The organism is Promicromonospora sp. NPDC019610 (genome assembly GCF_044389365.1).
GTDB lineage: Bacteria > Actinomycetota > Actinomycetes > Actinomycetales > Cellulomonadaceae > Promicromonospora.
The window spans coordinates 523616-543208 of sequence record NZ_JBIRXX010000003.1; the positions used below are offsets into that span (position 1 = coordinate 523616).

General features: G+C 73.2%; 17 protein-coding genes. 7 read left to right on the forward strand and 10 right to left on the reverse strand.

What is annotated here, in order from left to right; all coding sequences use genetic code 11:
* Positions 1–70 precede the first annotated feature (70 nt).
* A complete protein-coding gene (locus ACH45N_RS23530; RefSeq protein WP_397398383.1) occupies positions 71–1084 on the reverse strand; it encodes a LacI family DNA-binding transcriptional regulator in 1014 nt (337 codons plus the stop codon).
* Positions 1085–1183: 99 nt separating this feature from the next.
* Positions 1184–2155, reverse strand: a complete 972-nt coding sequence (locus tag ACH45N_RS23535; protein ID WP_397398384.1) for a DMT family transporter — start codon at positions 2153–2155, stop codon at positions 1184–1186.
* 82 nt (positions 2156–2237) lie between these two features.
* On the opposite strand from ACH45N_RS23535, the gene ACH45N_RS23540 reads away from it, so the two are divergent.
* Both ACH45N_RS23540 and ACH45N_RS23545 read left to right on the forward strand, forming a co-directional pair.
* Positions 2238–3149 (forward strand): LysR family transcriptional regulator, encoded by a 912-nt coding sequence (locus ACH45N_RS23540; RefSeq protein WP_397398386.1) that lies wholly within the window; start codon positions 2238–2240, stop codon positions 3147–3149.
* A gap of 58 nt (positions 3150–3207) precedes the next feature.
* Positions 3208–3609: an FKBP-type peptidyl-prolyl cis-trans isomerase gene (locus ACH45N_RS23545; protein ID WP_397398387.1), complete on the forward strand. Its 402-nt coding sequence runs from the start codon at positions 3208–3210 to the stop codon at positions 3607–3609.
* Between the two features lie 92 nt (positions 3610–3701).
* Here ACH45N_RS23545 and ACH45N_RS23550 read toward each other — a convergent pair whose 3' ends face one another.
* From ACH45N_RS23550 to ACH45N_RS23560, 3 genes are all read right to left on the reverse strand, one after another.
* Complete coding sequence (locus ACH45N_RS23550) at positions 3702–5741, reverse strand: adenylyl cyclase (RefSeq protein ID WP_397398388.1); 2040 nt, start codon at positions 5739–5741, stop codon at positions 3702–3704.
* Between the two features lie 85 nt (positions 5742–5826).
* Positions 5827–7197, reverse strand: coding sequence for a class I SAM-dependent methyltransferase (locus ACH45N_RS23555; RefSeq protein WP_397398389.1), 1371 nt, complete (start codon positions 7195–7197; stop codon positions 5827–5829).
* The gene (locus tag ACH45N_RS23560; protein WP_397398390.1) at positions 7194–7595 is read right to left on the reverse strand and encodes a DUF5997 family protein; all 402 of its coding nucleotides are present in this window, start codon (positions 7593–7595) and stop codon (positions 7194–7196) included. Before ACH45N_RS23560 ends, ACH45N_RS23555 begins: the two co-directional genes overlap by 4 nt.
* An 87-nt stretch (positions 7596–7682) precedes the next feature.
* Here ACH45N_RS23560 and ACH45N_RS23565 point away from each other — a divergent pair, with 87 nt between their 5' ends.
* Positions 7683–8639, forward strand: a complete 957-nt coding sequence (locus ACH45N_RS23565; RefSeq protein WP_397398391.1) for a LysR family substrate-binding domain-containing protein — start codon at positions 7683–7685, stop codon at positions 8637–8639.
* 142 nt (positions 8640–8781) lie between these two features.
* Positions 8782–9453 (forward strand): LPXTG cell wall anchor domain-containing protein, encoded by a 672-nt coding sequence (locus ACH45N_RS23570; RefSeq protein WP_397398630.1) that lies wholly within the window; start codon positions 8782–8784, stop codon positions 9451–9453.
* A 73-nt stretch (positions 9454–9526) separates the two neighbouring features.
* Here the strand turns inward: ACH45N_RS23570 and ACH45N_RS23575 are convergent, their stop codons facing one another.
* From ACH45N_RS23575 to msrA, 4 genes are all read right to left on the reverse strand, one after another.
* A complete protein-coding gene (locus ACH45N_RS23575; protein WP_397398392.1) occupies positions 9527–11695 on the reverse strand; it encodes an alpha-galactosidase in 2169 nt (722 codons plus the stop codon).
* Between the two features lie 111 nt (positions 11696–11806).
* Positions 11807–14353, reverse strand: a complete 2547-nt coding sequence (locus tag ACH45N_RS23580) for a glycoside hydrolase family 2 protein (RefSeq protein ID WP_397398393.1) — start codon at positions 14351–14353, stop codon at positions 11807–11809.
* Between the two features lie 122 nt (positions 14354–14475).
* The gene (locus tag ACH45N_RS23585; protein ID WP_397398394.1) at positions 14476–15078 is read right to left on the reverse strand and encodes a pentapeptide repeat-containing protein; all 603 of its coding nucleotides are present in this window, start codon (positions 15076–15078) and stop codon (positions 14476–14478) included.
* A gap of 107 nt (positions 15079–15185) precedes the next feature.
* Positions 15186–15872, reverse strand: coding sequence for a peptide-methionine (S)-S-oxide reductase MsrA (gene msrA / locus ACH45N_RS23590; RefSeq protein WP_397398395.1), 687 nt, complete (start codon positions 15870–15872; stop codon positions 15186–15188).
* A 144-nt stretch (positions 15873–16016) separates the two neighbouring features.
* On the opposite strand from msrA, the gene ACH45N_RS23595 reads away from it, so the two are divergent.
* Entirely contained in the window at positions 16017–16790 is a 774-nt protein-coding gene (locus ACH45N_RS23595; RefSeq protein WP_397398396.1) for a metallophosphoesterase family protein, read from the forward strand.
* Here ACH45N_RS23595 and ACH45N_RS23600 read toward each other — a convergent pair.
* Positions 16781–17344, reverse strand: coding sequence for a hypothetical protein (locus ACH45N_RS23600; RefSeq protein WP_397398397.1), 564 nt, complete (start codon positions 17342–17344; stop codon positions 16781–16783). The two genes, ACH45N_RS23595 and ACH45N_RS23600, sit on opposite strands and share 10 nt — an antisense overlap.
* 99 nt (positions 17345–17443) lie before the next feature.
* Here ACH45N_RS23600 and ACH45N_RS23605 point away from each other — a divergent pair, with 99 nt between their 5' ends.
* A complete protein-coding gene (locus ACH45N_RS23605) occupies positions 17444–18043 on the forward strand; it encodes a YdeI family protein (protein WP_397398398.1) in 600 nt (199 codons plus the stop codon).
* Positions 18044–18331: 288 nt separating this feature from the next.
* Complete coding sequence (locus ACH45N_RS23610; RefSeq protein WP_397398399.1) at positions 18332–19579, forward strand: AI-2E family transporter; 1248 nt, start codon at positions 18332–18334, stop codon at positions 19577–19579.
* Positions 19580–19593: the final 14 nt, after the last annotated feature.

Below are 19593 nucleotides of genomic sequence, written 5' to 3' on the forward strand. Positions count from 1 at the left end.
CCGAGACCATGCACCCGCTGCCGGGACGCGCGTCGTCCTGGCAGCAGGTGCATGGTCCGCAGGTGCGTGGTCAGGGGTGGCAGGGGCCTGTCGACCCGCGGACGATCAGGGTGGGCCGCTCCAGCGGGACCGGCTCGTCGACCGTCTCGCCGAGCAGCGTCAGCACCTTGGCCGCGGCCGCGCGTCCGCGCTGGAAGGCGAACCGCTGGACCGTGGTGAGTGGCGGGTCCACCCACTCGCCGAGCGTGAGGCCCTCGAAACCCACCACCGAGAGGTCGTCCGGCACCCGGAGGCCCGCCGCCTGGATCGTCCGCATCCCGGCGATCGCCATGGTGTCGGTGCCGTACAGGATCGCCGTCGGCCGCACCGGTCCGGCCAGCAGGGCGGAGGTCTCCTCCGCGGCGCGTGCCGGCGAGTACTCGACCGGGACCACGGCGTGCGGCCGCAGCCCGTGGTGCGCCAGGCGTTGGACGAAGGCCTCGCGGCGCAGCTCCGGCAGCACGAAGTGCCGGGGCCCGCTGATGAACGCGACACGCTCGTGACCCAGGGACACGAGGTGGTCCACGGTCTCCGCGATGCCGGCGCTCGGCGGGTCGGCGTCGACGAACTCGATGGCGCCGGGGGTCCACGGGGCCCCGACGAGCACCGCGGGGAGGCCGAGCCGGGACATGAGCTCGGGCCGGGTGTCGCCGATCCGGGAGTTGGTCAGGATGATCCCGTCCATGCGCTGGCGCTCGGCGAGCGTGCGGTAGAAGTGGTCCTCGTCGTGCTGCCCGGTGATGAAGACGTTCAGCAGCAGCCCGTACTCCCGGGGGCTGAGCAGCGACTCGATGCCGGAGATGAAGTCCATGTTCCCGGCGCCGACACCCGGCACCTTGCTGTCGCTGGTCAGCACCAGCCCGATCGCCTGCGACCGCGCGGTGCGCAGGGCGATGGCGGCGGCGTTGGGGCGCCAGTTGAGCTTGCGGGCCGCCTCGCGGATCCGCTCCGACGTGGCCTCCGAGATGCGGCCGTTCCCGTTGAAGACCTTGGAGACGGCCCCCGGCGAGACGCCCGCGAGCGCGGCCACGTCACTGATGGTCACACGGCCGCTTCCCCGCGATCCGGGCGTTGTCCTGGGTGCTGTCATGGGGCGCTCATCTCGAGCGCCATCCTACGTGGTCAATCGGTAAACCAAGGGGGTTCAGCGGAGCCTGAGCGTCGCCACCAGGACCCCCGTCAGGCACAGCGCGCCGCCGATCAGCGCGACCGGTGTCGGGACCTCGCCGAGCAGCGCCCACGACATCAGCACCGCGAGGGGCGCGGCGGCGTAGGTGGCGGCGCCGAGGCGCCCCGCCGTCGTCCGGGTGAGGGCGAAGCCCCAGGTGACGAACGCGATCGCGGTGGGGAAGACGCCCAGGTAGACCACGCTCAGGGTGGCCGGCGCGGGGGCGGCGGCGAGCTCGCGCAGGAGTACCGGCGCGAACGGCAGGCAGGCGATCGTCCCGGCCAGGCAGCCCAGCCAGGTCATGGTCAGCGAGTCGACCTGGGGCAGCAGCCGCTTCTGCAGGATGGTGCTCCCGGCGTAGATGACGGCGGCGGCCAGCCCGAGGAGCACGCTGACGACGTCGGACGCCCCGCTGGAGGTGGCCAGCGCGATACCGGCCACGCCCGTGAACGCGATGCCGATGCCCGCCAGGAGCCGCGCGGGGAAGCCCTCGCCGAGCGAGATCCCGGCGAACACCGCGATGAGGATCGGCGCGAGGCCCACCAGGAGCGAGGCCGTGCCGGCGTCGAGCGTGCGCTCCGCGGCGTTGAGCGCGAGGTTGTAGAGGCCGAACCAGAGCACGCCCCAGACGGCGACCCCCACCAGGGTGCGGCCGCGGGGCAGCCGCAGCTTGCCGGCCAGCCCGGCGATCACCGTGAGCGCGAGCGTGCCCACGAGGATGCGGCCCAGGGCGAGGGCGCCCGGCGAGTAGTCGAAGCCGGCGGACCGGATGCCGATGAACGCCGACCCCCACAGCACCACGGTGACCGCGGCGGCGGCCGGGACCAGGAGGCGGTGCGTGGTCGGCGGTGCGCCCGGGGCGTCCTGGACGGTGGCGGTGCTCATGGCCGCAACACTGCCCGGCGCGAGCGGCGGCGTCTGGCGGCTATCGGCCGTGGTGTTGGTCATGGTGCGATCCTGGCCCGAACCACTGTGAAGCACCAGCGATTGTTCCTACATCTGGATTCAGTCTGGCTGTACAGTGGTGCGCATGCTCGACGTCCACCGCCTCCGCGTCTTCCGCTCCGTCGTCGCGTCCGGGTCCATCGGCGCCGCGGCGGCGAACCTCGGCTACACGCCGTCCGCCGTCAGCCAGCACGTCTCCGCGCTCCAGCGCGAGACCGGCCTCAAGCTGCTGGCCCGGCACGGCCGGGGCATCCGCCCCACCGCCGCCGGGCGGGCGCTCGCGGCGCAGGCGGACGGCGTGCTCGAACGCCTCGGCGAGGCCGAGTCCATGGTCGCCGACCTGCGCGCGGGACGGACCGGCTCGCTCTCGATCGCCTACTTCGCGTCCGTGGGCTCGGCCTGGCTGCCCGACGTCGTCCGGGTGATCACCACGGACTTTCCCGGCGTGCGCCTGGACCTGGAGCTCGCCGAGCACATCCCGGACAAGACCGAGGACCGGGCCGACCTGCAGGTGGCCGTCGCCCAGACGGGGTTCGACGCCGGCAGCGGCTTCACCGCGCACCACCTGCTCGACGACCCGTACGTCGCCGTGCTGCCGCGCAGCCACCGGCTCGCCGGCCGGGACGAGATCGAGCTCGCCGAGCTGGCGGACGAGTCGTGGGTCGACAACGACTTCGCGCGCGGCTGGTGCCGCCGCAACCTGCTGGAGGCGTGCACGGCCGCCGGGTTCAGCCCCACGTTCCACGTCGAGGCGCACGACTACCCGACGGCCGTCGCGTTCGTCGAGGCCGGGATCGGCATGACGGTGCTGCCCGAGCTCGGCGCCGTCCAGCTCCCGGCCGGCACGATCGCGGTGCCCGTGGTGCGGCCCGCCCCGGTGCGCTCGATCTACGCGGTGGTGCAGGAGGCCGTCGCGCACACGCCGCCCGTGATCGCCGCGCTGGAGGCGCTGCGCCGGGCCGCCGTCGCTTCGCGGGCAGCGGTGGTGGCCGCATAGGGTGGGCAGGTACCCGACGCCGGGCGACCGGCGTCATCCCGAGCGAGAGGCAATCCTCGTGACCACGCTTCCTACCGCCTCCGGGTCCTTCGGTGACAAGCCGGAGCTGACCTTCCCCGAGGGTGGCGCACCCGCCGGCCTGCAGGTGCAGGTGCTCTCCGAGGGCAACGGCCCGGTCGTCGAGTCCGGCCGCACCATCGTGGTGAACTACCTGGGCCAGACCTGGGGCGGCCACGTCTTCGACAACTCCTACGACCGCGGCACCACGATCGACTTCCCGATCGGTGTCGGCGCCGTCATCGGTGGCTGGGACAAGGGCATGGTCGGCCAGAACGTCGGCTCGCGCCTGCTGCTCTCGATCCCGCCGGAGCACGGCTACGGCGCGCGCGGCGTGCCGCAGGCCGGCATCGGCGGCGGCGACACCCTCGTCTTCGTGGTGGACGTCGTCGACGTCAAGTGACCTGACCGAAACCGCTGAGTGCGGGGTATCTGCGGTCTGACAGGCGTCAGAGCCGCAGATACCCCGCACTCAGCGGTCTCGGTGTGAGCGGGTTACGGGTAGCTGACCACCTGGGCGCGCTGCGTGCCCTGCTGGACCGAGCCGCCGGTGCCGTTGATGACGTGGTTGATGCCGCCCGAGCCGTTCAGGAAGATGGCGGTCATCGACCGGAACGTCACCCCCGGGGTGTCCGGCGCCTGGATGCCGGACTCCAGCCGGATGTCCTGGCCCTGGTTGAAGAACGAGTACGTGCCGGTGCCGATCGCGGAGTGGTTCTGCACGTCGTCGGCGACGCGGTAGGCGGCGTAGCCGAGGCGGTCGCCGTCCATCCACGCGGCCTGGTTCGGCACGTCGTACGGGATCTCGTTCTGGTAGAAGAGCGTCTGACCGTCCTCGCCGTTCCAGATGGTCTGCTCCTCCTGGTAGTGCTCCACGAACAGCCCGGTCGCGGTGACGCGGTCACCGTTGACGACGACGCCGTGGGCACCGGTGTTGACGTCCCAGCCGATGCCGTTGCCGTGGTCGCCGCGCCAGGCCCAGATGTGGTCCAGGAGCGTGTCGGGGCTGTTCACCTCGATGGAGGTGACGGCCTTGCCCGCCCAGGGGCCGCCCACGCGGACGAAGACGTCGGTCAGCGTGGTCGGGTCGGCGGCGTCGGACACCGCGGCACCCCGCGGGCCGACCTGGATGAGCGTCTCCGACTCGGGGACGTTGGCGTCGGCCGTGATGCCGGCGATCTTGACGCCCGCCACGTCGCCGACCTCGACGACGGCGTTGCCGGCAGTCGGGGTGAGCGAGGCGTAGCCCAGGCCGAGGACGACGGTGTCGGCGCGGTCGATCTGCAGGGGTGCGTCGAGCTCGTACACGCCCGGCGTCAGGATGAGGTTCTTGCCGCCGGCGAGCGCGGCGTTGATCGACGCGGCGTCGTCCGTGCCCTCCTGGGCGACGTAGAAGTCGGAGATCCCGATCGACCGGCCGGCGTCGGACCCGGTGGACCAGTCGGTCCCGCTGCTGTCGGTCTTCGCGTTCGGCACGAACACGGACAGCTCGCCGTTGTCACCCCGGTACAGGAACGGGGCCTCGCGGCTGACCGGCGTGGAGCCGACGGTCGTCGTCACGCCCACGTTGTCGCCCACCGGCTGGCCGAAGTTGGTGGCCGGAGCGCCCTGCACCCCGGCGAAGACCATGTTCCACACGCCGCCGTCCCAGGCACCCACCTCCGAGTTCCGGGTGAACCACTGCTGCTGGGAGCCGGACACGATGGTGCCCGAGACGCGCGAGTTGGCGAGGTAGCCGCCCGAGGCGAACTCGCCGTACCGGCCGAAGATCGTCAGGTTGCCCTGGATGTCCATGCGACGCATGGGCGCCGCCTGCGAGACGGCGAAGCGCATCTGGTGCGGCTCGGTCACGCCCGCGGGGTACGGCAGGGCCGCGTCCTCGCCGACCGGGCGCTGGATCGGGTTGATGCCCATGTTCGAGATCGACCGCCAGAAGCGGGTCAGTGAGCCGGGGTCGGCGCAGGCCCAGGGCTCGTTCGGGCAGCCCACGACGGGCTCCACGTGCAGGGCACCGTTGATGTGGACGTCGTCGGGCTGCGCGCCGAGGCCCGCGATCGACTCGTAGTAGCCCACGTGGGCGTTCACGATGCCGGTGGCCGTGGCCGGGTCGTCCTGGCCGGCGGCGCTCCCGTAGGTGCCGGGCTCGAAGAAGACCTGGTGCCGGTCCAGGCTGAACTCCGCCTCGTCGTTCACGGTGTCGAGGAACGCGTTGATCCGGTCGGCGGTCCAGGACTCGTCGATGAACGTGACGTTGGGGCCGAAGTCCGGGTCGGCCGCCGCCTTCTTCGGCTTGGGCGTCTTCGGCTTGGTCGGCTTGTGCTTGCCGGGCTGGTGCGTGCCGGGCTGCTGCGTGCCAGGCTGCTGCGCGGCCGGTCCGGCCTGCTTCGTCGCGGAGGCCTTTGCCATGGTCCTGCCCTCGTCGGCTGCGGCCGGGGCGGCGGTTGCGGGGAGCGCCGTGACCGCGGCTCCCGCGGCCAGCGATGCTGCGACCGCCGCGACGGCGGCGCCGCGCAGGGTGGTGCGAAGTGTCCTCATCGACAGTTCCTTACATGCTCGGGGCAGGCCGGCCGGGGCCGGGCGTGCTGCCGTGCGGGTGCGCCCGGTCGAGCGCCCAGCCAGGCTAGCCGCCGGTCACTGACATGTCGGTAAGTAGTTTCCGCACGCTCCGGGTCACGGTGAACCGCCGGTCCTGGGCCACGTGCTCCGTGGGCCCGACGGCGCGCTCCAGCGCACGCCGGTAGTGCAACCCCGTGTTGAAGACGGTCCACAGCTCGCCGCCGTCACGCAGCACGCGTCCCGCGGTGGCGAACATCCGGTGCGCCGCGTCGGTGCTCAGCGCGGCCCGGTCGTGGAAGGGCGGGTTGAGCAGCACGAGGTCGGCCGAGCCGTCGGGGACCGGGAGCAGGGCCCCGGCGTCGTCCCGCACGATCCCGACCGCGCGGACGCCGTTCGCGGCGAGCGTCGCCCCGGTCGAGTCGCAGGCGGCCCGGCTCCGGTCGGAGGCGAGCACGTGCGCGGTGGGGTACCGGAGCGCCAGGACGGTGGCCAGGATGCCGGTGCCGCACCCGAGGTCGATCGCGACCGGGTGGGCGTCCATACCGGGGACAGGGGCCTCGGACGTGTCCGACGTGGAGGTCACCGGGGGGACCTGGAGGTCTGACAGGTGGGGCCAGCGGTGCGCCTGGGCCAGGAGGAAGCGGGTGCCGTGGTCCAGGGTGGCGCCCGCGAACGCGGCGCCGTGCGCGACGACGGTGAGGCCGGCGGGTCGGCCCGGACCCCGGTTCCCCGGGGCAGGACCGGGCGGGACGATCGCGTCCAGGATCTCCCGGTCGGTCAGCCGCGCCGTGACGGGGTAGGTGAGCGGCCCGACGTCGGACCGCGGCTCCCGCGCGACCAGCAGCCGCGACTTCTGCCGCGCGAGCGAGGCGCTGACCTGCGCGAACGACGCGCCGAGTACGTCGTTCATCGCGTGCGTCATGTGCTTGACCCGACCGCCGGCGAGCAGGGTGACGGCGGGGTCGGCGTACCGGGCGACGTGCTCGGCGATCTCGGTCAGCTCCGCGAGCGACGCCGGGAGCTGGAGCAGCACCACGCGGGCGCCCTCGAACAGCCGGGGCTCCAGCCGGTCGTGCTGGGTGAATCCCGGTCCGGCGGGTTCGTGCGGGTCGGGGGCGCTCGCGGTGGCCCACGCATGCGCGTCCCACAGGGTCTTGCTCACCCGCCTGGAGTTGGCGGAGAGCGCCGCCTCGGCCGTGACCGCGTCCATCTGGGTGCGGACCCGGCGGGCCCCGCTCGCCAGCGCGCCCAGGGTCAGCGCGCCGAACCGGTCGCCGACCACCACGACGTCGTCGGGGAACGCACGGACGAGCGCGGCGGCCTCGTCGAGCAGGAGTCGGTCGGTGGCGTCGGCCGCGACCGGGCCGTCGGCCCGCGACCCGTCCTCGGGATACGGCTGCAGCCGCGCGAGGACGGCCTCCACCTCGGGGCTCACCGCGCGGAGCGGGCCTTCTTCTCGGCCGCCTTGCGGGCCTCCTCGACGCGCTCCTCCTCGGCCCGCACCTGGGCTGCGGTCTGACGCTCCTGGGCCAGCCACTCCGGCGGGTTGTCGCGCAGCTCGTTGATCTGCTCGGTGGTCAGAGGGTCGGTGATACCGCCGCGGGCCAGGCCCGCGATCGAGATGCCGAGGCGGCCGGCCACGACGGGCCGCGGGTGGGGGCCGTTGCGGCGCAGCTCGGCCAGCCACTCGGGCGGGTTGGTCTCCAGCTCCTCGAGCTCCGCGCGCGAGATCGGGGTGTCCTGGAACTCCTGCGGCGTGGCAGGCAGGTAGACGCCGAGTCGCTTGGCGGCGTTGGACGGCTTGAACCGCTGCGAGGCGAAGGAGGAACTCATGTTCCCAGGGTATCGGCGTGCGCCCGCCGCGCTCTCCATGGCGGGCGTGATCCTCGCCGCTCCTGTCCGGCCCCGTAGCCTGGGGGCGTGAACCAGCCCGCACCCGACGCCGGATCCGCCCCTCCCGAGGACGTCCCCGACGAGACCTCCGACGAGGCCTTCGACGAGACCCCCGGCGCCGGCCCCGCCGGCGAGCCCGGCTTCCGGCTCGCCTACGTGCCGGGCGCGACGCCGGGCAAGTGGGCGAGCGTGTGGCACGAGCGGCTGCCCGACGTGCGCCTGGAGCTGGTCCAGGTCGAGGCCGGCGCGGTCGCTGCCGCGCTGGAGACCGGCGACGTGGACGCCGCGATCGGCCGTCTCCCGGTGGACAAGGACGTGTTCTCCGCGATCCCGCTCTACGAGGAGACGTCGGTGGTCTGCTTCTCCCGGGACCACCTGCTCGCCGCCCTCGGCGACGACGAGACCGTGACCGCCGGCGACATCGCGCAGGACCCCGTCTGGGTGCCGGGCGACGACGTCCTGTTCACCGGCGGCCGCACCGTGCCGGGCACGGTGCCGGCGGACCCGGACGGCAACCCGCTGGAGCGAGTCAGGACCACCGCAGACGTCGTCGCGACGGTCGCCGCGAACGTCGGGGTGGCGGTGCTGCCGATGTCGCTGGCGCGGCTGCACCGCCGCAAGGACGTGACCTACCGCCCGCTCGCCGACGGGCCGACGGCGCCCGTCGGCCTGGTCTGGCCGATCGAGCGCACCACGGACCTCGTCGAGGAGCTCATCGGGATCGTCCGCGGACGGACGGTCAACAGCTCGCGCGGCCGGGGCGCGCCGTCGTCCCGTCCGGGGCCGGACGGGACGTCCGCCGATGCGCCGACAGCGAAATCCGCGCGGAACGGGGTGAAGAATTCGTCGAAGGGAGTGCCCGGGGCCAAGAAGAGGTCTGGTTCCGGGCGCGGTACGGCTGCCGGCGGAGGCCGAGGGGGCGCGCAGCGGGGCAAGGGTGGGCGCTCGGCGTCGCAAGGAAAGAAAAAGGGCAAAGGCCGGTAGTCCATACTAAAAGTGCTTGTAAGGTATTTTACCGAGATGCACTGATATTGGCGATCTGCGCCATTGTCGCTACGCTCCGGGAATCGTGCTCGACGTCGGGCACTGCCCCATCCCTTTCCCGAAGGAGCGCTCAGTGCGCAAGATGACCGTCCTGGGAGCGTCCGCGCTCCTCGCCGCGGGACTTCTGGTCCCCTCGACCGCCGCGTTCGCCGCGCCGGTCGCCGGCGCTCCTGTCGCGACCACCGGCTCGGCCACCTGCCCGAAGGACGGCAAGGTGGACGTCAGCGGCGAGCACACCACCCTGGTGGTCACCGCGCCCGACGGCTACCTCATCACCGGCTACTGCGTGAAGGCGGGCTCCGCCAACCAGGGCCTCGGCCCGGAGGACGTGGTCGTCGACCCGCCCGCCACCGAGGTGACGATCTCGCACTCGTCCGGCAAGGCGATCAGCCACTACACGCTCGTCACGGTCAAGGCCGAGCCGGCGCCGGAGCCGAGCGCCCCGGGCGAGGAGCCGACGACGCCGGGCGAGGAGCCCGGTGAGGAGCCGACCGACGACACCGGCACCGAGCCGTCGGAGCCCGCCGTCGAGGAGCCCGAGGCAGGGGAGCCCGAGGAGGGCAACGCGCCGGCCGAGGAGGCCGCCCCGGTCGCGGGCACCGACGAGACGGCGTCCCCCTCCGCCGAGGAGCCGGAGGAGCTCGCCGCGACCGGTGCCAGCACCGTCATCGGCTTCACGCTGATCGCGCTCGCGCTCGTCGGCGGTGGCGTGACCCTGCTCGTACTGCGGCGCAAGGGTGCGCTCAGCAGCTGAGCAGCCCCTGCACCACCACGGCAGCGGGGCGGGTCGGGACCGGAGCACCGGTCCCGACCCGCCCTGCTTCGCGTCAGTCGGCCGCCGTCACCTGGATGATGAGCGCCTGCATCGGCCAGAGCGTGGGGAGCTGGAGACCGACCTCGGTCAGCACCGCGCCGGGCACGTCCACCGCCTCCTTGCCGAGCCAGCCGGGCGTGATGCCGCCCATCCACTTCGCGGACCCCACCTCGTCGCGCACCCGCACGCTGTAGCGCCGGGCCGGGTCGAGCCCGTCGAGCCGCACCCGCTCGGTCAGTGCGTCCTGGAGCGAGGCCACGGTGGCCACCGTCCACACGCCCGCGGTCCGGTCGGGGGAGACGAAGCCCGTGACCCGCAGCGCGGGGTCCACCGTGTCGCCGTGCACGACCGTCCCGGTGTGCACGAGCGAGCGGAGCTCCTTGTAGAGCGCCGCGTACGCCGTGACCGCGACCAGCTCGTCGTCCGTGCAGGCCAGCAGGTCCCACTCGAACCCGGCGTGGCCCTGGAGCGCGGTGGCCACGCGGTACGAGAGATCGGTGGTGCGCCCCGACGAGTGCGCCGGCGACGGGCCGACGTGCGCGCCGATCAGCTCGGGCGGGAGCACGAGCGACGTCCACCGCTGGATGTCCTGGCGCTCCACCGGGTCGTTGGAGTCGGAGGCCCACACGCGGTCGGTGAGCTCCAGGATCCCCAGGTCGGTGCGCGCGCCGCCCGAGGAGCACGACTCGATCTCCAGCCCTGGGTGGTCCGCCTTCAGCCGCGCGATCAGCGCGTACGCGGCGAGCGTCTGCACGTGGGTGCCCGGCCGCCCGACGCCGTCCGCCCCGACGTGGACGGGCTCCGTGAGGTCGCGGTTGTGGTCCCACTTGATGAAGTCGATGCCCAGCTCCGTCACGAGCGCCGAGATCTGGCCGCGCACGTGCTCCCAGGCCGCGGGGACGGCGAGGTCCAGCACGTACTGCGTGCGGAACGACAACCCGTCCGGTGACGGGACGGCCGCGGTGTTCGAGAGGATCCACTCCGGGTGGGCGCGGGCCAGGTCGGAGTCGAGGTTGACCATCTCCGGCTCGAACCACAGCCCGAACTCCATGCCCAGCTCGTGGACCAGGCCCGCGAGCGGGCCCAGGCCGTCGGGCCACACGTCGTGGTCGACCACCCAGTCGCCCAGCCCGGTGGTGTCGTCGCGCCGGGAGTGGAACCAGCCGTCGTCGAGCACGAAGCGCTCCACGCCCACCGCCGCGGCCCGCCGCGCGAGCCGCTCCAGCTTGGCCGGGTGGTGGTCGAAGTACACGGCCTCCCACGTGTTCAGCACCAGCGGCCGCGGTCCCGTCACGTGCTGCGGCCGGGCCCGCATCCAGGTGTGGAACCGGTCCGCGACGCCGTCCAGGCCTCGCGGCGACCAGGCGAAGTACGCGACCGGCGTGCGGTACGCCGCGCCCGTCGCCAGCCGCACCTCGCCCGGCCGCACGAGCTCGCCCGCCCCGAGCAGCGTGGCGTGCTCGGTGAGGTGGTCCACGCGGTGCGTCACGTCGGCGCTCCACCCCAGGTGGGTGGCCCACGCCTCGCCGGTGCGGTGACGCGGGGTGCCCGACGACGCCACCGTGACCCAGGGCGCGTCGTGACCGGACCGGCCCCGGCGGGTCTGCCGGGCCGTGCTGCCGCCCGGCATCGTCGTGGTGACCGGCGACTTCTCCCGGGACCAGCGGCCGGTGAACTGGGTCAGGTGGTCCGCGGCCCGCGGCACGGGCAGCGTGGCCTCCAGCCAGTGCACGTCCACCGGGTCCTGGCCGTCGTTCGCCAGCTCGTGCCACAGCAGGACGAGCCCGCCCGCGCCCACCTCCAGGTGCGAGCGCAGCGTCAGCCCCAGGTCCGGGTCGTGTGCCGTGACCAGCAGGTCGGCCGTGTCCCGCTCCACCTCGGTGACGGTCCAGCGCGGGAACAGCGAGATGCCGCCCGCCGCCACGAGCAGGCCGGGGCGGCCCGCCCAGCCGTCCGACTCCTGCGGCAGCAGGGAGGGCCGCCACGCGGCGTCGAGCGTGCCGGGTGCGGTCTGCCGGCTGGTCGCCGCGTCGAGCGCCTGCAGGTCGGCGGGCGACAGGTCGCCCAGGTCGGGACCCCAGTGGAGCACGAGCGGCAGCCCGCGCTCGGGGTGGGCCACGACCACGGCGACACCGTCGCGGCGCAGCACCGACCAGCTGGAGACCTCGTCGAACCTGTGCATCGTGCTGTCCTCTCGCCCCCTGGACCACACCGTACGCGCGGTCACTGACATGGGATCGGGTTTCGCCCTGCTCGGACGGGTGATGTGCCGTGGGTGTCGCCGGGGGCTCGCCTAGCGCGGCACGAGGTCGTTCTCGGTGCGCAGCACCGGCCGGGAGACCAGGGCCGCCGGGTCGAGGTCGCGGCTCGTCGTCACGTGGAACACCGCCGTCGTGCCCGCCGGGAGGTCGACCACCTGCTCGTCCACCTCGGCGTCCGGGTCGAGCCGGTCGGCCAGCACGGACACGCCGAGCGCCAGCGACGTCGCGGTGACCTCGACCCGGTAGCCGCTGTCCTGGGCGGTCACCGCGGTCTCCAGCGGCGCGGGGTCGAGGGCCAGGTCCTTGCTCTCGGCCCAGCGGTGCAGCCCGCGCTCCGCGCCGAGGGACACGACCAGCACCTCGTGCGCGGCGTCGGCCACGGCGACGAGGTCGCCCGTCAGCGGCACCAGGGTCACCGAGCGCGGCGGGACCACCACCTCGCTGTCCGACGTCGCCAGCACCTCGCCGCCCAGCGTGGTGCGGGCCGCCGCCACCGGGCCGCCCCACGGCTCGTCGGTGTCGTTGACCAGCGCCGCGACCAGGACGTTCCCGCGCGGCTGCACGGTGACCGTGCGGTCGGCGAACGCGTTCCGCAGTGCGTACCAGAGCGGCTTGCGCCGGCCGTCGCCGTCCACGGCCGCCCAGGACGTGACGGGCCAGCAGTCGTTGAGCTGCCACACGATCGCGCCTGCGGTGCGCGGCCACCACGACCGGTAGTGCTCCACGGCATACCGCACCGCGCGCGCCTGGTTGAGCTGTGTGGCCCAGTGCCAGTCGACGAAGTCGTCGGGGACGCCCAGGTGCGGGGCCAGGCCGCGGTCCAGCTTGCCGTTGCCGTCGATCGCCTTCTGGTGCAGCAGGAAGACCTCGGACTCCTTGAAGCCGTCCGGCACGACGGCGTCGTCCGGCGCCTCGGCGCTGTCAGGAAGGATGGCTCGCCGCAGGGTCGCCCAGGTGGCCGGGCCCTGGAAGCCGAACTCCGACGCGAACCGCGGCACGTCGTCGCGGTAGTGGGTGTAGTCGACGCGGTTCCACACGTCCCACTGGTGGTGCGTGCCGTGGTCCGGGTCGTTGGGGTGCACCTGCTCGGGCGTGGAGCCGGGGGAGTAGGGCGAGCCGTCCGAGTAGGGGCGGGTGGGGTCGACCTCGGCCAGCACCTTCGGGAAGAGCTCGTAGTAGTAGGCGGCGCCCCAGGTCAGGTCGCCGAGCTGCTCCTTCCAGCCCCAGTCCTCGTGGCCCCAGATGTTCTCGTTGCCGCCGTTCCACAGCACCAGAGACGGGTGCGGCGCCAGCCGGGCGGCGTTCTCCCGCAGCTCGGCCTCGAGCTCGGACCGGTGGGGCTCCTCCTCGGGGTAGGCGGCGCAGGCCAGCAGGATGTCCTGCCAGACCATGACGCCCTTCTCGTCGCAGACGTCGTAGAAGTCGTCCGACTCGTAGATGCCGCCGCCCCACACCCGCAGCAGGTTGAGGTTCGCGCCCAGCGCCTGGTCCACCCGCCGTTCGAGGCGCTCACGCGTGATGCGCGTCAGCAGGTGGTCGTCGGGGATCCAGTTGGCCCCGCGGGCGAAGATGGGCTTGCCGTTGATCAGGAACGTGAAGCCCGTGCCGTGCTCGTCGCGCTCACGGTCCACCTCGACGGTGCGGAACGCGACGCGGCCGGACCAGAGGTCCAGCGGGCTCGAGCGGTCCTCGCCGTCGCCCTCGTAGACGACCACCTCGATCGGGTGGAGCGGCTGGTCGCCGTGCCCGGCGGGCCACCACAGGTCGACGTCGCCGGCCTCGACCCGCACGTCCAGGACGCCGCCGGCCCAGCCGGCGGGGACACCCGTGGTGGTCCCGCGGTCCCCGACGGAGACGTCGACGGTCAGCCGCGGTGTGTCGGCCAGTCCGGAGGTCTCGATCTCGACCCGCACGTCGACCAGCCCCGTGCCGTCGTCGGCCACGGTGGCCAGCGGGGTCACCCGGGCCAGCCGGGCAACTCGCCAGCGCTCCACCCGCACGGGCTTCCACAGGCCGGCCGTCTGCAGGTCCGGACCCCAGTCCCAGCCGAACGAGCAGGCCATCTTGCGCACCATGTTGAACGGGTGGGTGTTGGCGGAGGGCCGCGCGCCGAGGCGCACCGCCTCGGCCTCGGCGGTCTCCAGCGCGGAGTCGAGGTCGACCACCAGGTTGGCCGGCGTCCCGACGAGCTCGCGCACGTCGTACCGGTAGGAGCGGTGCATGTTCGCCGTGCGGCCGAGCTGGGTGCGGCCCTGGCCCACGGCGGCGTGCTCCACGTCCGTGTCGACGGCCACGCTCGCGACCGTGTCGATGCCCTCGAAGAGCAGGTCGACCCGCTCGTCGTCGGCGGCGGGCGGCTCGTCCAGGACGGTCGCGTACCGCCAGGTGGTGCGCTGCATCCAGGCCAGCGCCGTCTCGTTGGTGCCGACGTACGGGTCGGGGACGAGTCCCTGCTCCAGCAGGGCGGTGTGGCTCGTGCCCGGGACTGTCGCGGGGACGGGGACCCCGGCCAGGTCCTCCGGGACGGGGCCGCCCGTCGCGGTCAGGGTCCAGTCGGTCAGGTCGCGGCTGATCTTCATCGATCCTCGTCCTCCCAGAGCGCGGTGCGCTCAGTGCGTGTGCGAGCGACCCGAGCATAGGGTGCGCGTCGCCGCGGATCGAACCGATATCACCGGTCGGTTCACCCGCGCGCGGACGGCGTTCAGTCCGGCCGGACCACCAGGCCGAGCCGCTCGGCCAGCAGGATCGCCTGGGCCTCGCCGACCACCGCGCCGGTGAGGTTCGCGGCCAGGGGGTCGAGCGTCGACAGGTCGCTGCCCCGCAGGTCGGCGTTGGTGAGGTCGGCCTCGTGGAGGTCCGCGCCCGACAGGTCGCAGCCGACCAGGACGGCGCCGTTCGCCTTGATCCCGGACAGGTCGGCCTCGCGCAGGCGGACACCGTCGAGCTGGGCGCCGGCCAGCGCCGCGCGGTGCAGGTTGGTGAACGACCAGTTGCCGCCCTCGACCTTGAGCAGGTCGAACCGGCAGTCGTTGAACTGCGAGCCCACGAGCTTGCAGCGCTCCAGCGTGGTGTCGAAGAAGACGCACGCGTCGAAGACGCACGAGGTGAACGCGAGCTCGGTCAGGTGCGCGCTGTTGAAGCGCACGCCCCGGAACACGCACGAGTCGAACGTGGCGCCCGTCCCGGTGGCCTCGGTCAGGTCGACGTCGGCGAACAGCGTGGCCGTGTGGTCCTCGCCCGACAGGTCGCGGGCGTACCAGTCCTCGCCCCTGACGGTGAGCTCTGTGGCGGGCATCCGGATCATGCGGTCGACCCTACGGGTACCCACTGACAGCGCCCCCGCCGCTGCGGGGCGGCGGGGGCGCTGGGTCGGCGCGGCGTGGCCGTCAGACGGTCACGCGGCGCTGGTGGTCACGCGGCGTCGGGGAACGGGACGCCGGTGGTCGCGTGGCAGCGGTAGCCGTTCGGGTTCTTCGCGGCGGACAGGTACTGCTGGTGGTAGTCCTCGGCGTAGAAGAACGGCCCGGCCTCGGCGGCGGGAGCGATCTCCGTGGTGATCGCGTCGTACCCCTTGGCGCTCAGCACCTCGGCGTACCGCTGGGCCGTCTCCTGCGCGGCCGCGGCCTGCTCCGGCGTCGTCCAGTAGATGCCCGAGCGGTACTGGGTGCCCACGTCGTTGCCCTGGCGGAAGCCCTGCGTCGGGTCGTGCCGCTCCCAGAAGATCTTGAGCAGCTCGGCCTCGCTGACCTTGGTCGGGTCGTAGGCCACGAGGGCGGTCTCCGTGTGGCCGGTCCGCGCGGTGCAGACCTCCTCGTACGTCGGGTTGGGCGTGGTGCCGCCCATGTAGCCGACGGCGGTGCTGATGACGCCGGGGACCTGCCAGTAGATCTCCTCGGCGCCCCAGAAACAGCCCATCGCCAGGTAGAGCACGCGCGTACCCGGCTCCCACGGACCCGTGATCGACGAGCCGAGCACGGTGTGCGGGCGCGGGGTCTGGAGCACCGGTGCCGAGCGGCCGGGCAGGGCGTCCTCGGGGGCCACCATGGTGGTCTTGCTCGAACCGGAGCCGGGGCCGAAGAGCGAGTTCAGAAAGGTCATCGAACACACATCCTTTGGATCTGATTCGTGCGGTGGCACGTTTGTCCATCACAACACGGACGGGAGCGGCGGTGTTCCGGCCGAACCCTTCTGCCGTCGGCAGATCCGGTGGCACCGCGCGCCCGTGCGGGCCATCGTCGGCACATGAGCAGCGAGGTCTCCACGGTAGCGGTCCTGTCGGACGTCCACGGGGTGCTCCCCGTCCTGGAGGCGGTGCTCGCGGAACCCGACGTGGCGGCCGCCGACCGCATCGTCGTCACCGGCGACCACGCCGCCGGGCCGCAGCCCGTCGAGGTCCTGGACCGCCTCCGGGCCCTGGGGGAGCGGGCCGTGCTGGTGCGCGGGAACGCGGACCGCGAGCTCGTGGCGCTCGCGCGCGGCGGCACCACCGACATCCCCGACCCGGTCGCGCCGTGGGCCGCGTCCCGGCTGCGGCCTGGCGACGTCGCGCTGCTCGCCGGCCTGCCCCATCCCGTCGAGCTGACGGTGCGCGGCTTCGGCCGCGTCGTGTTCTGCCACGGCACCCCGCGCGACGACGAGGAGGTGGTGCTCGTCGACTCCTCGCTGGAGCGCTGGGCGGACGTGCTCGGGGGCCTCGACACCGACGTGACCACCGTGGTCATGGGGCACACCCATATGCCGTTCGTCCGGCTCGTCGACCGGCGCCTGTGCGTCAACCCCGGCAGCGTCGGCATGCCGTACGGCCGCGCCGGCGGGTCGTGGGCCCTTCTGCGCGACGGCCAGGTCGAGCTGCGGCACACCCCGGTCGACGTCGAGGCGGCCGTCGCCGCGGTCGCCGCCGGCAGCGCCTACCCCGGGGCCGAGGAGTGGGCGCGGCAGTACGTGACGTCGGCCAACAGCGACGCCGACGCGCTGCGGGTGTTCGGCCTGCGGGACGGGCGCGCGGCTCAGAGCTGAGCCGCGAAGCGCTCCACGGCCCCGGTGACGCGCGCGAGGATCTCGTGCGACACGCGCCAGTCGCCCACCTCGAGCGAGTGGTCCGCGCCGTCGACCTCCAGCACCTCCGTGTCCGGGGCGGTCACCACCCCGCCGTCCCACAGCGGGTCCGCCGTGCCGCCGGCGAGCAGCCCCGGTGCGGTCCCGGCGGCGAGCGCGGCGCGGACCGGCTCGGACGCGTCGCCGGTGAGCACCGGCGTCAGCCAGACCCCAGGGAGCCCGAGCTCCGCGGCGACCGGCAGGGCGAACGAGCCGAGCGACTTGGCGACCACGAGGTGCCGGCCGCCGTCGGGCACCGGAGCGTCCCGGAGCGACTCCCCGTAGACCTGGCGGGCCTCGCCCCAGTCCGGGGAGAGCTCGTCCCAGGCGAACGTGCGGACGCTCCAGCCGGCCGCGCGCAACGCCTTGGCGGCGTACCAGAGCAGCGGGCCCTGCGCGGTGTACCCGCTGCCCGGGAGGATCGTCGCGACCCGCGTGGGATCGCCCGTGGTCGTGCTGATCTGCCAGGTCGTCATGCCGCCACGGTAAACTCCGCGGCCTGTCGCCGTCGGCGTCATCGTCGGTGGCGATGTCAGTCGGTGGTGATGTCAGTGGTCCGGCGTAGCGTCCTGTCCATGGCCGACACCGACACCGAGGTCCTGTTCACCGACGTCGCGGCGTGGCGCGCCTGGCTCGACGAGAACGAGGAGACGTCGGACGGCGTCTGGCTGATCCTCGCGCGCAAGGGCAAGGACGCCCCGACCACCCTGACCTACGACACCGCGCTCGACGAGGCGCTGTGCAGCGGCTGGATCGACGCGCAGGGCCGCAGCCGGGACGACACGACGTCGCTCCAGCGGTTCTGCCCGCGCCGGTCGCGCAGCCGCTGGTCCGCGCGGAACGTGCGCATCGTCGCCCGCCTGACCAGCGAGGGGCGCATGCGACCCCGCGGCCAGCAGGAGATCGACAGGGCCAAGGCCGACGGCCGCTGGGACGTCGCGTACGAGGGCAGCAAGAACATCGAGGTGCCGCCCGACCTCGCGGAGGCGCTCGCGGCCAGCCCGCGGGCCGCCGCGATGTTCGGCATCCTCACGGCGCAGAACCGGTTCGCGATCCTCTTCCGCGTCACCGGCGTCAAGAAGCCGGAGACCCGCGCGCGGAACATCGCCAAGTTCGTGGGCATGCTGGAGCGGGGCGAGACGGTCTATCCGCAGAAGCGGAAGCTGGAGGACTGACCGCGGCCGCGATCTGCCCGCGAGCCGCCCCGTGAGTTCGGTCTGTTGCACCCAGATCGGTCGATCGGCGGACCGATCTCGGTGCGACCGACCGAACTGGCAGCGCCCGGCCCGCGAGGCTACGAGCGCGTGCCCGCAGCGGCACCGGTCAGGTGGCGGGGGTTGCCTCCGACATCTGTCGGATCCGTGTGCGCCCGGTGCACCTTCCGTGCGGCGCGTGAACGCGCCAGCGGGGTGTCGGTGTGCTCCCCTAGGGTGTTGTCCGTGCCGCAGACCGAGGAGACAAGCGTGACGTCGAGCCAGACCACAGCGCCGCCCCGCACCGACGAGTCGGGCGCCGTCCCGCCGGCCATCCGGGCCGCCGCCTCGTGGTCCTGGCGCATGCTCCTGATCGGCGCGTTCGTCGCGGCGATCCTGTGGCTGCTCGCGCTGCTCAAGACGATCGTGGTCCCGGTCGCGGTCGCACTGCTGCTGACGATCATGCTGACGCCGGTGCGGCGCGTGCTCAACGAGCGGCTGCGGGTCCCGCGCGGGCTGTCCGCGGGGCTCTCCCTGATCGGCCTCGTGCTGGTGGTCGCCGGCCTGATCACGCTGGCGGGGCAGTCGATCGCGAACGGGTTCGCCGACCTGCGTACGCAGGCCATCAGCGGCTTCAACGAGCTGTGGTCGCAGCTCTCGGCCACGTTCGGGCTCGAGAACGAGCTGGAGAGCTACAGCCAGGACATCCTCGACCAGCTCGAGGCGCAGCAGGGCGCGATCGTCAGCGGCGCCCTGGGCGCCGCGGCGACCGCGGGCAGCGTCCTGGTGGGCGCCCTGATCGCGCTGTTCTGCACCTTCTTCTTCCTGTACGACCCGCGCGGCATCTGGGGCTGGATCGTCGGGCTGCTCCCGCGGTCCGCCCGCGAGCGGGTCAACCAGGCCGGCCGCCGCGGCGCCGTGACGCTCGCCGCCTACACCCGCACGCAGATCCTGGTCGCGGCGGTCGATGCCGTCGGTATCGGCATCGGTGCGGTGTTCTTCGTCCCCTCACTGGCGCTGCCGATCGCGATCCTGGTGTTCGTCGGTTCGTTCGTGCCCGTGGTGGGTGCCATCGTGACCGGCGCCATCGCCGTCGTCGTCGTGCTCGTCTCCAACGGCTGGGTCGCGGCGCTCATCATGCTCGGCGTGGTGCTGCTGGTGCAGCAGATCGAGTCGCACGCGCTCCAGCCGTTCCTCATGGGCCAGGCCGTCTCGCTGCACCCGGTGGCGGTGATCCTCGCGGTGGCCGCCGGGTCGTTGGCGGCCGGCATCGTCGGCGCCCTGTTCGCCGTGCCGCTCGCCGCCCTGCTGAACACCGTGATCCTGTACCTCAACGGGCACGACAAGTTCCCCGAGCTCGGCGACGAGGACGCCCTACCGATCCGATGGCGCGCGGCCGACGCCCCGCCCATCCCGCTCCGGCTGCGCCGCAGCCCCGGCGTGGTGGCCGAGAACGCCGTCGCGGACGCCTCGACCGACGCGGAACCGGCCGCGCCGGAGGGTGATCCGAAGCTCTGAACGTGCATCTGGCG